Origin of the sequence: Amycolatopsis sp. NBC_01286 (genome assembly GCF_035982555.1) — a bacterium.
GTDB lineage: Bacteria > Actinomycetota > Actinomycetes > Mycobacteriales > Pseudonocardiaceae > Amycolatopsis.
This window is the reverse complement of sequence record NZ_CP108428.1, coordinates 7670883-7684965: the sequence shown is the minus strand read 5'-3', so window position 1 is coordinate 7684965 and position 14083 is coordinate 7670883. Positions and strand designations below refer to the sequence as shown.

The following is a 14083-nucleotide window of genomic DNA, read 5'->3' as shown; positions in this document are numbered from 1 at the left end:
CCTGCGCCTCCTCGTCCCGGGGCCGAAGCCACGCGACCCGGTGGTCGATCGGACGATTGATTGCCTTCGGGCAATCACTTTACCATCCCGAGTCCGTCACGGCCGGGTGACGGACCGGCGGCAGGTGTATCGCGAGCGCCGTATGGCCTGTGCGCGAACGGAAGATGATATCCTCGGGCTTTCCGATTGCGGTGCGCTTTCCCTCGAAAGCGGAGGTGGGTTATGACCAAGTTCCACGGTTCCCCGACCGCTCCGCCGGGCCCGCCCGGCGAACTCGAGAACGCGTTGTCGTACATGCAATGCGTGCTGGTGGCGCGGCGTACGCGCGCGACGCCGGAGAAGATCACCTGGTCGCAGTACGACGTGCTCGAAACCCTGCGGATCCACGGCCCGCTGACGCCGTCGGCGATCGGCGAGTCCCTGGGCATCTCGCGCCAGAGCACGTCCAAGGTGCTGCGCGTGCTCAAGGACCAGTTCCTGATCGAGCAGGCCTCCCGCGGCACCGACCGGCGCGAGCAGACGACCTCGCTGACCGCCGAGGGCGAAGAGTTCCTCATGCGGGCCGCTCAGGGCCGCCGCGAGACGGCCAAGGTCGCCGGCGTGGCGCTCACATCGGGCGAAGCGCAGCTCTTCGCCGAGCTCTGCCAGAAGGTCGCCGACGCACTGCACTCCACACCCCAGCCTTTCCCGCTTCGCGACGTCTGATCCGCGCGGTCACGCCTGGCCCCCAGACGCTCACGTCCCGTTACGGTTTCCCCGGCCGTGACCGGCTCAAACGCGCTCGCGCCGACGTCACCCCGCGTGCACGCCGGTGCTCCCGCGACACCTCTCCACCGATCGGACCAGTGCGCACCGCTGACCGTCGGCAATCCACATCGGATTCCCGCGCCCGGGTTGCCGTGACCGCAATGGCCGGTACCGTACGCGCGCGAATTCGCGGCGATAAACAATTTCTCGGGTAATCGTTTTCAGGCGATAAAGGCAACGCTGGGTCATTGATATTGCCCGCGGTTGACAGGCTTCCGGGCCGTTTGCATACTGGTTGCTGAAAAGAAATCATCTCGCCTGAATTGATCATTAGTGCCGCTTCCTTGCGGTAAAGGCGATCGCCATCGGCACCGAACAGGGGGATCCATGCCCGTCGACGGGAACCCGGCCGTGCCCGAGCTTGTGCTGCCACGGCTGTTCGAACGCGCCGCCGCGCTGCGTCCACATCGGACGGCGCTGAGCGGCGACGGCCCCGAAGTGTCCTATGCGGACCTCAACGCCCGCGCCAACCGGCTGGCCCGGACGCTGCGCCTGACGCAGGTGCGTGACGGCGCCCCGGCCGGCCTCTACCTGGACCGCTCGGCCGACCTCGTCGTCGCGCTGCTCGCGGTGCTCAAGGCGGGCGGCTGCGTCGTCCCGCTGAACCCGGCCTACCCGGCCAAGATGATCCGCCACATCGTCGAGGAGACCGGCCTGCGCACGGTCGTCCACCAAGGACAGCCGTCGCTGGCGGAGGCGGACCTGCCGGTCCGGCAGGCGCACGTCGCCGACCTGATGGAGGAAAGCGCGTCCCAGGACGACCACGACCTCGACCAGGCGCCGGCCGCCGAAGACGACGCGTTCGTCCTGTTCACCTCCGGCTCCACCGGCCGGCCCAAGGGTGTCCGGCTCGCCCACCGCGGCCTCGCCCGGCTCGCGGTCGCGGACCCGAAGCTGACGATCACGCCGGACGACTGCCTGGTGCAGCTGGCCGCGTTCTCCTTCGCCGCGTCCGGCAACGAGTTCTGGCTGAGCCTGCTCAACGGCGCCGAGCTCGTCCTGCTGCCGCCCGGCCTGCCGTCGCTGTCCGACCTGCGTGACGTGATCACCAAGCACGGCGTGAGCGTGCTGAGCCTGCCTTGTGGACTGTTCAACCTCTTGGTCGACAACGAACTCGACGCCCTGCGGCAGCTGCGCGTGATCATGGTCAGCGGCGACTTCCCGTCGCCGGCGCACCTGGCGACCGCGGCCGAGCACACCACCGCCGCGATCTTCAACGGCTACGGCTGCACCGAGAACTCCGCGATCTCCTCGCTGTACCCGATCACGCCGGCGGTCCGCGACCTCGACCGGGTGCCAGTCGGCAAGCCGCTGACCGGAGTCACGATGGACGTGCTCGACCAGGACCTCAAGCCGTGCCCGCCCGGCGACGTCGGCGAGCTGTGCATCGGCGGCACCGGCGTCGCCAACGGCTACCTGAACCTGCCGGACGCCCAGGCCGGGAAGTTCGTCGACGGCGGCACCCGCTACCGCACCGGCGACCTCGCCCGGCTGACCCCCGACGGTGACGTCGTCCTGGTCGGCCGGTCCGACAGTCTCGTGAAGATCCGCGGGTTCCGTGTCGAAACCAGCGCCGTGGAGCTCGCCCTGAAGTCCTTCGACGACGTCGAGCACGCCGTGGTCAAGGCCTTCGGGAACGAAGCGAACGAAAAGAGCCTCGTCGCGTTCTACACGACGTGGAGCGGGCAGGAAATCGGCACCGGCGAACTGATCGCGCAACTCGCCGATTCCCTGCCGGAGCACATGATCCCGTCAGACTTCCGCCGGCTCGAAGCGATGCCGGCGAACCTCAACGGAAAGATCGACCGGGCCGCACTGCACGACCCGCGCGCCCGGCCGCCGGAAGATCCCCGAGCAGAAAAGGAGCAACGCATGTCGAACCCCCTCGAAACGGTCATTCTGCAGATGTGGCGCGACATCATCGGCAGTGACGACTATTCGGTCACCGACCCGTTCGTCGGGCACGGCGGCAATTCCCTGCACTTCGTGAAGTTCGCTTCCGGCCTGCAGTCGGTCTTCGCGGTCGAGGTCCGGCCCGAGGACGTGTTCCGACACGGCACCGTCCGCAAGCTCGCCGAGCACGTCGAGTCCCTGCGGGCCGGCGCCGCCGCCAGGTGAGCGGCAGACCGAACCGACGCACGGGGGGCCGCGATGATCGGAGAGGTACTGACACCATGGAGAACCCACTCGAGTCGGTGATCCGCCGGGCCCGTTCCGGCGTCACCGCCGACGGTGTGGCCGGCCACGAGCAGTTCGCCGGGCTGCTCGGTGCGCTGCTGGGGATCACGCTGGGGGCCGAGGACGTCCGGCGCCACGAGGACCCCGCGGACCTGGCCCGGCACATCGACGACCTGCGCGGCGGCCCGCCCGGCCTCACCGCGAGCCACGACAGCGGCCCGGCCCCCGCCTCCTACGGCCAGCGCGGCATCTGGTTCATCGACCAGTACTCGCCGCGGCCGGCGGCCTACAACGCGCCGTTCGTGTTCACCGTCAAGACCCCACTGGACACCGCCGTGCTGCAGGAGAGCCTGCGGGCCGTGCTGGCCCGGCACGAGATCCTGCGCACGACGTTCACCGCCGACGGCGGCGAGGTCTTCCAGCAGGTCAACCCCGACCCGGTCGCCGACTTCTCGACCGTCGAATTGAGTGTCGAGCGGCCGCTGGACGACGTCGTCGCCGAGGTCGTCGACACCGAGTTCGACCTGGGGAACGGCCCGCTGGTCAAGGTGGTCTGCGCGGCCGAGCCGGACGGGCCGACGCACGTCGTCTGCAGCATCCACCACATCGTCTTCGACGCGGCCTCGGCCGGGGTGTTCCTCACCGAGTGGTTCACCCGCTACCACGCCGCGCTCGCCGGGGACCCGTTCGACGAGGGCCCGGACCGGCCGCAGTACCGCGACTTCGCCCGCCGGCAGCGGGAGACCGTCCGCGACGACAAGCTGGCCGACCTGCTGGGGTACTGGGAAGAGCGGCTCGCCGGGCCGCTGCCGCTGCTGGACCTGCCGACGGACCGGCCGCGGCCGCTGGAGCAGTCGCACCGCGGCGACATCGTCCGGTTCGACCTCCCGCCGGAGCTGACCGAGCAGGTCCGCGCCCTGGCCGCCGACGAAGGCGTCACGCTGTTCATGCTGCTGGAAGCCGCGTACGCGGCGTTCCTGCACCGGCACACGCGCCAGGACGACGTCCTGATCGGCAGCCCGGTCTCGCTGCGGGACCTGCCCGAGACGGCCGGGATGCTCGGCTACTTCGTCAACATGGTCGTCTTCCGCCACGGCGTGCGCGGTGACCAGCCGCTGCGGGAGCTGTACGCGCAGGCCGGCACCGAGATCACCGAAGCCCTGCGGCACAAGGACGCGCCGTTCGAGAAGGTCATCGAGCGCGTCAACCCGCCCCGCAGCCCGAGCCACGCGCCGGTCTTCCAGACCATGTTCGTGCTGCCGGACTCCGACTGGGCGGCCCTCGACCGGCTCGGCCTGGACGCCGACCTCGACCTCTACGTCAGCCGCAGCTCGAAGTACGACCTCTCGTTGATCGTCGAGCAGGACGGCACGGCGCTGCGCGGGGTGTTCGAGTACGACACGGCGTTGTTCGACCGCGAGACCGTCGAGGAGTTCGGCGACCGGTACGTCCGGTTGCTGGAAGCGCTCGTCGCGAATCCTGGCGGCACCGTCGGTGAACTGGGGCTGCTGTCGGACGCGCAGGAGCAGGAGGTGCTCGCGTGGTGCGCGCCGCCGGTGGAGGACACCACCCGCCGTCCGGTCGCGGAGCTGTTCGAGACGCAGGCCGCGGTCACCCCGGACGCGCCCGCGCTGGAACACGGCGACCGCGTCCTGACCTACCGCGAGCTCAACGGCCGCGCCAACCGGCTGGCCCGTGACCTGCGGGCGAAGGGCGTCGGACGCGGTGACCGCGTCGGCATCCACGTGCCGCGGTCGCCGGACATGGTCGTCGCGCTGCTGGGTGTCCTGAAGGCAGGCGCGGCGTACGTGCCGGTCGACCCGTCGTACCCGGCCGAGCGGATCGAGTACATGCTGGCGGACTCCGGCGTCGCGCTGGTGCTGGAGTCGGCGGACGCGGAAGCCACCGACGAGACCGACCTGGGCCGGCTGAAGACCGGCGACGACGAGATCTACGTCATCTACACCTCCGGTTCGACCGGGCGTCCCAAGGGCGTCGTGCTCACCGAAGCGACGGTCACTAACCTCGTCGAGTACCAACGCCGGACGTCGCCGATCGGCGCGACCGGGCGGACGTTGCAGTACATGACGTTGTCCTTCGACGTCTCGGTGATGGAGATCCTGGGGACGCTCTGCGCCGGTGGCACGCTCGTGCTGATCGACGAAGACCTGCAAAAGGACCTGCACCGGCTCAGCGGCTTCCTGCGTGACCACCGGATCTCCCGGACCTACCTGCCGTACGTCGCCGTGCAGCAGCTGGCCGCGGTCGCCGAGGACAAGCCGTTCCCCGACCTGGTGGAGGTCGCCTCCGTCGGCGAACAGCTGGTGATCACCCCGCAGATCCGCGCGTTCTTCGCGCGGCGGCCGGAAATCCGGTTCCTGAACATGTACGGGCCGTCCGAGACGCACCTGGCGTCCGCGCACGAGCTGAGCGGCGACCCGGCCGGCTGGCCGGAGGCGCCGTCGATCGGCGGCCCGATCGGGGGCCTGTCGATGCTGGCCCTCGACGACGGCGGCCGGCTCGTCCCACCCGGGGTGCCGGGGGAGCTGTACCTCGGCGGCGACCTGGTCTCGCCGGGTTACCACGGCCTGCCCGAGCAGACCCGTGAACGGTTCGTGGAGACGCCGTTCGGGCGCCTCTACCGCACCGGCGACCTGGTCCGCTACGACCGGCACGGCGAGTTCGACTACCTCGGGCGCGCCGACACCCAGATCAAGATCCGCGGCTACCGCGTCGAACCGGCCGAGGTCGAGGCGGCGTTGAACGAGCTGCCCGAGGTCAGCGCGTCCGCGGTGGCCCCGGTGACGTTCGGCGCCGGCGACCGCCGCCTGGTCGGCTACCTCGTCACCGAACGGGAACCCGACCCGGTGCGGGTGCGGGCCGCGCTCGCCGGGACGCTGCCGGACTACCTCGTGCCGTCCCACTTCGTGCGGCTCGCCGCGCTGCCGATCGCGCCCAGCGGCAAGATCGACCGCAAGGCACTGCCGGACCTGTTCGACCCGGGCACGACGACCGCGTCGCGGCCGCCGGAGACGCCGACCGAGCAGGCCATCGCCGAAGCGTGGACCGACCTGCTGGGCACCGGCGGGGTCGGCCTGGACGAGGACTTCTTCGCCGCGGGCGGCCACTCGATCCTCGCCACCGAGCTGATGTACCGGCTGCGCAAGCGGTTCGACGTCGACGTGCCGCTGCGAGTGCTGTTCGACAACCCGACCGTCGGCGGGATGGCCGCGCGCATCGACGCGCTGCGCTCCGGCGAGGACACCGGCGACCGCGTCGACCTGCGGGCCGACGTCCGGCTGCCGGACCACATCCGCGTTCCGGACGGCGCACCGCGCGCCACCGCCGACGACGTCCTGCTCACCGGCGCGACCGGGTTCCTGGGGATCCACCTGCTGCGCGAGCTGCTCACCGAGACCACCGACCGGGTGCACTGCCTGGTCCGGGCCACCGACGCCGACGCCGCGTGGGACCGGATCTCCGCGACGGCCGACCGCTACGGCATCGGGAAGTCCCTCGACCGCGACCGCGTCACCGCGGTCCCCGGCGACCTCGCCGCCGAGCGGCTGGGACTGTCCGAAGCGGACTACGACGACCTCGCGCACCGCGTCGGCACCATCCACCACACGGCGGCGCACATCAACTTCGTCGCGCCGTACGCCTCGGTGAAACAGGCCAATGTGGACGGCCTGGCCCGGATCGTCGAGTTCGCCGCGTCAGGGCCGGTCAAGCCGGTGCACTACACCTCCACGGTGGCGGTGTTCTCGCCGAAGCCGCGGCCCGAGACGATCACCGAGGACGACGTCCCGGACGACGCGCACGACCTGACGATCGGCTACACCCAGAGCAAGTGGGTCGCCGAGGAGGTCGCGCGGCTGGCCCGCGACCGCGGGGTGCCGGTGACGATCTACCGCATCGGCCGGATCGCCGGCGACAGCGAGACCGGCGCGCTGCAGTCCGAGGACTTCCTCTGGCGGCAGGTCAAGAGCTTCCTCGCCCTCGGCGTCGTCCCGCCGCCCGAGGAACACGACACCGACCTCCTGCCGGTCGACTTCGTCGGCCGCGCGCTGGTCCGGCTGGCGAAGGCCCGCCCGGCGGAGAACGGCACCTGGCACCTGTTCAACCCCGGCATCAAGACCTTCGACGTCGTTTACGAAGCCATTCGCGAGCTGGGCTACCCGCTGCGCGAAATCCCGGTCGAGGAATGGCGCGCGGCGCTGGCCGACCGGGACAACCCGTTGTCCGCGATGGCCCCGCTCTACCAGGAAGGGGCCCTCGACATCGGCGACAACGTCTACGGCAACGAGCACACCGGGCGCGAGCTCGCCCGGCTGGGCCTGTGCTGGCCGGAGATCACCCCGGCCGTGTTCACGAAAATGATCGGCTATTTCCGTGAAACGGGCGAATTCACCGGCTGACGCCGATTCGTCCCCGTGCTCCCGATATCCGGCTCAAGCAAGGAATGCGTGATGAGGAAGACGCTGCCCGCACGAGCCCGGCCGGTCCTGCACCGCGCCGCCGATCAGTGCGACGAGACCCTGTCCGACTACCCCGCCGCCCAGCAACCCGACTGGCCCGACCCGGCCGAGCTCGCCGGCGTCCGCGACACGCTGTCCGAGCGTGAAGACGTCGTCGGCGCCGCCGAGGTGCTGCAACTGCGGTCCCTGCTGGCCCGCGCCGCCGAAGGCGAGTTCTGCGTGCTTCAAGCGGGTGACTGCGCCGAAGACCCGGCTGACACCGGCGTCCGGGCCGTGGCCCGCAAGATCGGCATGCTCGACACGCTCGCCGAGGTGATGCGGGTCGGCTCCGGCCGCCCGGTCCTCGAGGTCGGCCGGATCGCCGGCCAGTACGCCAAACCCCGCTCGCAGAACGTCGAGAACGTCGACGGCCACGAGCTGCCCGTCTACCGCGGCCCGATCGTCAACAGCCCCGAACCGACCGCCGAAGCCCGGCGGCCCGACCCCACCCGGATCCTGGACGCGCATGACGCCGCGCTCGGCGTCCGCGCGTCGATCGGCCGCCTCGGCCGGGGGACCGGAGCCGAGCCGGCCGGCCGGATCTGGACCAGTCACGAAGCCCTGCTGCTGGACTACGAGGTCCCGCTGGTGCGCCGGATGCCCGGCGGCCGCAGCTACCTCGCCTCGACGCACTGGCCGTGGATCGGCGAACGCACCCGGCGCTCGGACGGCGCCCACGTGCACCTGCTGTCCACTGTGGTCAACCCGGTGGCGGCGAAGGTGAGCGCGAAGGCGCCGATCGAGGACGTCCTGAAGCTCTGCGGGCAGATCGACCCGTTCCGCACGCCCGGGCGGCTCACGCTGATCCCGCGGTTCGGCGCGGCCCGCATCGGGGAACTCGCGCCGCTGGTGCGGGCGGTGCGCGACGCCGGGCACCCGGTGCTGTGGCTGTGCGACCCGATGCACGGCAACACCGTCGTCGCCGACGACGGGCTCAAGGTCCGCTGGCTCGAGGACATCATGAACGAGCTGCGCCAGTTCGTCCGGATCGTCACCGGCGAGGGCGGCGCCTGCGCAGGGCTGCACATGGAGGCCTCGCCCAGCGAGATCTCCGAATGCCACGGCGCCGGCATCACCGCCGCCCGCGGGCCCGGCTACACGACGCTGTGCGACCCGCGGCTGAACCTCACCCAGGCCGTCGCGCTGACCGCGCACTGGCAGCCCGAGGCGGCCCACGAACTCAGGACGGAGCTGGCGTCATGACCGTGACCCTCATAACCGGAGCCGGCAGCGGCATCGGCGCCGCCACCGCGACCCTCCTGGCCGAACGCGGCCACACCCTCGCGTTGTTCGACCGGGACGAGGACGCCCTCGCCCAGGTTGCGAAACCCCTGCTGGACGACGGCCGCAGCGTGGAGACGCACGTCGTCGACGTCACCTCCAGCGCGGAGGTCGACGCCGCCGTCGAGCACGTCGAGACCGGCTTCGGGCCGATCAGTGGCCTGGCGAACGTCGCCGGGGTGCTGCGGATGGGCCGGGTGGCCGAGCTGTCCGACGAGGACTGGAACGAGACGTTCGCGGTCAACGCGACCGGCGTGTTCCACGTCTGCCGGGCGGTGTCCCGCCGGATGGCGGCGCGCAAGAGCGGCTCGATCGTCACGGTGGCGTCCAACGCCGCGGGGGTGCCCCGCAGCCACATGGCCGCCTACGCCGCGTCGAAGTCCGCCGCGACCAGCCTGACCCACAGCCTCGGCCTGGACCTCGCCCCGCTCGGCATCCGCTGCAACGTCGTCGCGCCCGGCTCGACCGACACGCCGATGCTGCGTTCCATGTGGACGGACGACACCGGGCGGCAGGCCACGGTCGACGGCGACCCGGGCCAGTTCCGCCTCGGCATCCCGCTGGGCCGGATCGGCGTGGCCGAGGACGTCGCCCGCAGCGTCGCGTTCCTGCTGTCGGACGAGGCCCGGCACGTCACCCTCGCCACCCTGCTCGTCGACGGCGGCGCGGCCCTCGGCGCCGTCTGAAGGAGGCCTGATGACCGGCATCACGATCGAACCGTACGACCTGCCCACCACCGTCCCGGCCAGCACCGCGACCTGGCGGCCCCACCCGGGCCGCGCGGCCCTGCTGATCCACGACATGCAGCGCTACTTCCTCGGCTTCTACCCCGAGGACGGCGAACTGCGGCGCACGCTCGTCCGCAACGTCGTCCAGGCGCGGGAAACGGCCGACCGGCTGGGCATCCCGGTGTTCTACACCGCCCAGCCCGGCTCGATGACACCCGAGGACCGCGGGCTGCTGCAGGACATCTGGGGCCCGGGCATGAAAGCCACCCCGGCCGACCGGCAGGTGATCGACGAACTGACGCCGACGCCGTCCGACGTCGTGCTGACGAAGTGGCGCTACAGCGCGTTCCACCGCACCGACCTGCTCGACCGGCTGCGCGCGGCCGGTCGCGACCAGTTGATCGTCTGCGGGATCTACGCGCACGTCGGCTGCCTGGTCACCGCCGTCGAGGCGTTCACGCACGACATCGAGACGTTCTTCGTCGCCGACGCGGTCGCCGACTTCGGCCCGGACGAGCACCGGCTCGCGGTGGACTACGCGGCCCGCAACTGCGCCGTCGCGACCACCACGGCGGCGCTGGTCGGCGAGCTGGAAGGGGCGGTGGTCACGTGAGTCCCCTGCCCATCCGCGCGGGCTCGCCGTACGCGATCCTGCACCGGCCCGGCAGCGGCCGCGGCGACCAGGTCGAGATCGTCTCCGGCCCGGTCCGCACCGCCGAGCGGCTGGCCGACCTGACCCTGGACGACGGCTCGTGGGAAGGCCGGGGCCGGCACACGAAACTGGTGCTGCTCCCGTACCGGCAGCTCGCCGAGCGCGGTTACGACTGCCCGGACGACCAGGTCCCGCTGCAGGTGATGGACATCGAGGCCCAGACGACCCTCACCGTCGCCGAGACCCTCGCGGCGCTGCCCGACGGCGTCCCGCCGCTGGAAGACCGCGCGTTCGACCTCGGCGACGATGAGTACGCCCGCACGGTCGAGCGGATCCTCGACGACGAGATCGGGGCCGGCGAGGGCGCGAACTTCGTGCTCTCCCGCAGCCTGCGCGGCCGGTTCCCCGGCTTCGACGACGACGTCGCGCGGGCGGTCTTCAAGCGCCTGCTGGGCGCGGAAGCCGGGGCGTACTGGACGTTCCTGGTCTTCACCGGCGAGCGGTACCTGCTCGGCAGCACGCCCGAGCAGCACGTCCGGCTGTTCGACCGCACGGTGACGATGAACCCGATCAGCGGCACCTACCGCTATCCCGAGGGCGGCGCCGACGCCGAAGGCCTGCTCGAGTTCCTCCACGACGAGAAGGAGGCCGACGAGCTCTGCATGGTCGTCGACGAGGAACTGAAGATGATGGCCGAGCTGTGCGACCGCGGCATCCGGGTGTCCGGGCCGCGGCTGCGGCGCATGTCGCGGCTGGCCCACACCGAGTACTCCCTGGAGGGCGAGACCGGCCGGCCGCTGACGGAGGTGCTGCGGCACACGCTGCTCGCGCCGACCGTCACCGGCAGCCCGCTGGTCAACGCCTGCCGCGTGATCCGCCGGTACGAACCGAAGGGGCGCGGCTACTACAGCGGCGTCATCGGGCTCGTCGGCAGCGACGACGACGGCCGCCGCTCCCTGGACTCGGCGATCCTCATCCGCACCGCGGACATCTCGCCGGGCGGCGACGTCCGGCTGGCCGCCGGGTCGACGATCGTCCGCGAGTCGGCGCCGCTGTCGGAAGCCGCCGAGACGACGGCGAAGGTGTCGGCCGTCCTGAAGTCGCTCTCCGGCGAAACCCGCGCCGCCACGGCTTCGCCACCGCCGTCGACGTCGTCGGACGAGGTGCGTTCGGCGTTGAAGGCACGCAACGACGGGAAGTCCCGGTTCTGGCTCGACGGCGCCCGGCCCGGCACCGGGTCCCGGGTGCGGATCACCGTCGTCGACGCCGAAGACGCGTTCACCTCGATGCTGGCCTACCAGCTCAAGTCGGTGAACTGCGACGTGACGACGGTGCCGTGGGACGCGGGGGAGCTGCCGGACAACGACCTGGTGCTGCTCGGCCCCGGCCCGGGCGACCCCAACGACGTCGGCGGCGCGAAGGTCGGCCGGCTGCGCGCACTGGCCGCGGATCTGCTGCGCGAAGGCCGTCCGCTGGTCGGCGTCTGCCTGGGCCACCAGATGCTCTGCGCCGAACTCGGGCTGTCCGTCCAGCGGCTGGCGCGGCCCAACCAGGGCCGTCAGGCGCACGTGACGATCGAAGGCACCCGCCGTGCGGTCGGGTTCTACAACAGCTTCGCCGCGCGGACGGCCGACGACCGCGTCGCGGTGCCCGGCCGTGCGCCCGCCGACGTCGTCCGCGGGCTCGACGACCAGGTCATCGGCCTGCGCGGGCCGGGACTGGCGACCATCCAGTTCCACGCCGAGTCCTTCCTCACCGAGGACGGTCCGGCGATCCTGCGCGACGTCGTCGACCACGCGACCGAAGGAGGCAGCTCATGACAGCGACCGCCCCGGCGTTCGACCGCGCCCGGCTGAGGACCTTCCTCGGCCACTTCACCACCGGCGTCACGGTCGTCACCTACCGGCGCGGGCCGATGGTGCGCGGCGCGACCGTCAACGCGTTCACGTCGGTGTCGCTGGACCCGCCGCTCGTGCTCGTCTCCCTGGACCGGCGCAGCCGCTCGGTGCAGCACCTCGGCGACGGGCCGTTCGTGGTCAACATCCTCGCCGAGGACCAGCAGGACGTCGCGATGCACTTCGCGGGCAAGCCGCTGGCCGACGACGACGTGCCGTGGGTCGACCTCGACTCGCCGGTGCCGCGGCTGGGCGGCACGGTCGGGCACGTCGAGTGCACCCCGTGGCGCGCCTACGACGGCGGCGACCACGTGCTGCACGTCGGCGAGGTGACCGGCCTCGACCTGGCCGGCGGGCGGCCGCTGCTGTTCTTCGGCGGCGAGTTCCCGCGGCTGGCCGAAGACCCCGAAGCACCGCACTGGTCGTGGTCGCTGGACGACCCGACACCCCAACGATGGGAGGCAGGCAAGTGAGCGAGACGACGACCCGGCCGTTGACCGGGGACGAGTACCTGGAGAGCATCCGCGACGGCCGCGAGATCTGGGCCTACGGCGAACGCGTCGACGACGTGACCAAGCACCCGGCGTTCCGCAACACCGCCCGGATGACCGCGCGGCTGTACGACGCGCTGCACGACCCGGAGAAGCAGGACGTGCTGACCACGCCGACCGACACGGGCAGCGGCGGGTTCACGCACCGGTTCTTCCGCGCGCCGAGGTCCGCACAGGACCTGATCGGCGACCGGGACGCGATCGCCGAGTGGGCCAAGATGAGCTACGGCTGGCTGGGCCGCAGCCCGGACTACAAGGCGAGCTTCCTCGCCACCCTCGGCGTCGACCCGGGTTACTACGGCGAGTTCGAGGGCAACGCGCGTCGCTGGTACGCCGAGGCGCAGGAGAAGGTCCTCTTCTGGAACCACGCGATCATCAACCCGCCCGTCGACCGGCACAAGGCGGCCGACGACGTCGGGGACGTGTTCGTGCACGTCGAGGAGGAACGCGACGACGGCCTGGTCGTCAGCGGCGCCAAGGTCGTCGCGACCGGGTCCGCGCTGACGCACGGCAACTTCATCGCCCATTACGGGCTGCCGGTGAAGAAGCGCGAGTTCGCGCTGGTGGCGACGCTGCCGATGGACTCGCCGGGGCTGAAGCTCATCTGCCGGCCGTCCTACGCGCTGCAGGCGGACACGACGGGCAGCCCGTTCGACTACCCGCTGTCGAGCCGGCTCGACGAGAACGACACGATCTTCGTGCTCGACAAGGTGAAGATCCCCTGGGAGAACGTCTTCGTCTACGGCGACCAGGCGAAGGCGGCGACGTTCCTGTCGGCGTCGGGGTTCCTGAACCGCTCGACGTTCCACGGCGTGACGCGGCTGGCCGTGAAGCTGGACTTCCTGGCCGGGCTGCTGCTCAAGGGCGTCGACGTCACCGGCACCAAGGACTTCCGCGGCATCCAGACCCGCATCGGCGAGGTCATCGCGTGGCGGAACATGTTCTGGGGCCTGAGCGATGCGATGGCGCTGAACCCGGACCCGTGGAAGGACGGCGCGGTGCTGCCGAAGCTCGACTACGGCATGGCCTACCGCTGGTTCATGACGATCGGCTACCCGCGGGTGCGGGAGATCATCCACCAGGACCTGGGCAGCGCGCTGATCTACCTGAACTCGCACGCCAGCGACTTCCAGAACCCGGAGCTGCGGCCCTACCTGGACAAGTACGTCCGGGGCTCGTCGGGCTACGACGCGGTCGAGCGGGTCAAGCTGATGAAGCTGATCTGGGACTCCGTCGGCACGGAGTTCGCCGGCCGCAACGAGCTCTACGAGCGGAACTTCTCGGGCAACCACGAGAACGTCCGGATCGAGATGCTCACCGCCCAGCAGGCGTCCGGGCAGGTCGACGGCTACAAGGGCTTCGCCGAGCAGTGCCTGGCCGAGTACGACCTCGACGGCTGGACCGCACCGGACCTGATCAACCCCGATCGGCTCTGACGTGAGCCACGACGTGACGGAGGGCCTCCCCGCGGTGC

Annotated in this window: 9 protein-coding genes; all 9 read left to right on the top strand. The window is 71.1% G+C overall.

Annotated features, from left to right (window positions below):
* The first annotated feature begins 222 nt into the window (after window positions 1–222).
* The 9 genes from OG570_RS35715 (at window position 223) to OG570_RS35675 (ending at window position 14045) form a co-directional block, all read left to right on the top strand.
* On the top strand, window positions 223–705 hold the full coding sequence (locus tag OG570_RS35715) for a MarR family winged helix-turn-helix transcriptional regulator (protein ID WP_247051767.1): 483 nt from the start codon (window positions 223–225) through the stop codon (window positions 703–705).
* A gap of 429 nt (window positions 706–1134) precedes the next feature.
* Window positions 1135–2925, top strand: coding sequence for a non-ribosomal peptide synthetase (locus tag OG570_RS35710; protein WP_326953308.1), 1791 nt, complete (start codon window positions 1135–1137; stop codon window positions 2923–2925).
* Between the two features lie 56 nt (window positions 2926–2981).
* The gene (locus OG570_RS35705) at window positions 2982–7403 is read left to right on the top strand and encodes a non-ribosomal peptide synthetase family protein (RefSeq protein WP_326953307.1); all 4422 of its coding nucleotides are present in this window, start codon (window positions 2982–2984) and stop codon (window positions 7401–7403) included.
* A gap of 51 nt (window positions 7404–7454) precedes the next feature.
* Entirely contained in the window at window positions 7455–8705 is a 1251-nt protein-coding gene (locus tag OG570_RS35700) for a 3-deoxy-7-phosphoheptulonate synthase (protein WP_326949600.1), read from the top strand.
* A complete protein-coding gene (locus OG570_RS35695; RefSeq protein ID WP_326953306.1) occupies window positions 8702–9469 on the top strand; it encodes a 2,3-dihydro-2,3-dihydroxybenzoate dehydrogenase in 768 nt (255 codons plus the stop codon). The genes OG570_RS35700 and OG570_RS35695 overlap by 4 nt, the downstream gene beginning before the upstream one ends.
* A gap of 10 nt (window positions 9470–9479) precedes the next feature.
* A complete protein-coding gene (locus OG570_RS35690; RefSeq protein WP_326949602.1) occupies window positions 9480–10124 on the top strand; it encodes an isochorismatase family protein in 645 nt (214 codons plus the stop codon).
* Window positions 10121–11983 (top strand): anthranilate synthase family protein, encoded by a 1863-nt coding sequence (locus tag OG570_RS35685; protein ID WP_326953305.1) that lies wholly within the window; start codon window positions 10121–10123, stop codon window positions 11981–11983. Before OG570_RS35690 ends, OG570_RS35685 begins: the two co-directional genes overlap by 4 nt.
* Window positions 11980–12531 (top strand): flavin reductase family protein, encoded by a 552-nt coding sequence (locus OG570_RS35680; protein WP_326953304.1) that lies wholly within the window; start codon window positions 11980–11982, stop codon window positions 12529–12531. Before OG570_RS35685 ends, OG570_RS35680 begins: the two co-directional genes overlap by 4 nt.
* A complete protein-coding gene (locus OG570_RS35675; protein WP_371827526.1) occupies window positions 12513–14045 on the top strand; it encodes a 4-hydroxyphenylacetate 3-hydroxylase family protein in 1533 nt (510 codons plus the stop codon). Before OG570_RS35680 ends, OG570_RS35675 begins: the two co-directional genes overlap by 19 nt.
* The last annotated feature ends 38 nt before the right edge of the window (window positions 14046–14083 follow it).

Bases quoted from the DNA above. Each gene is read 5' to 3' on its own strand.
- OG570_RS35695 (WP_326953306.1), top strand. From the start codon at position 8,702: ATGACCGTGACCCTCATAACCGGAGCCGGCAGCGGCATCGGCGCCGCC.
- OG570_RS35680 (WP_326953304.1), top strand. From the start codon at position 11,980: ATGACAGCGACCGCCCCGGCGTTCGACCGCGCCCGGCTGAGGACCTTC.
- OG570_RS35715 (WP_247051767.1), top strand. From the start codon at position 223: ATGACCAAGTTCCACGGTTCCCCGACCGCTCCGCCGGGCCCGCCCGGC.
- OG570_RS35705 (WP_326953307.1), top strand. From the start codon at position 2,982: ATGGAGAACCCACTCGAGTCGGTGATCCGCCGGGCCCGTTCCGGCGTC.
- OG570_RS35710 (WP_326953308.1), top strand. From the start codon at position 1,135: ATGCCCGTCGACGGGAACCCGGCCGTGCCCGAGCTTGTGCTGCCACGG.
- OG570_RS35700 (WP_326949600.1), top strand. From the start codon at position 7,455: ATGAGGAAGACGCTGCCCGCACGAGCCCGGCCGGTCCTGCACCGCGCC.
- OG570_RS35675 (WP_371827526.1), top strand. From the start codon at position 12,513: ATGGGAGGCAGGCAAGTGAGCGAGACGACGACCCGGCCGTTGACCGGG.
- OG570_RS35690 (WP_326949602.1), top strand. From the start codon at position 9,480: ATGACCGGCATCACGATCGAACCGTACGACCTGCCCACCACCGTCCCG.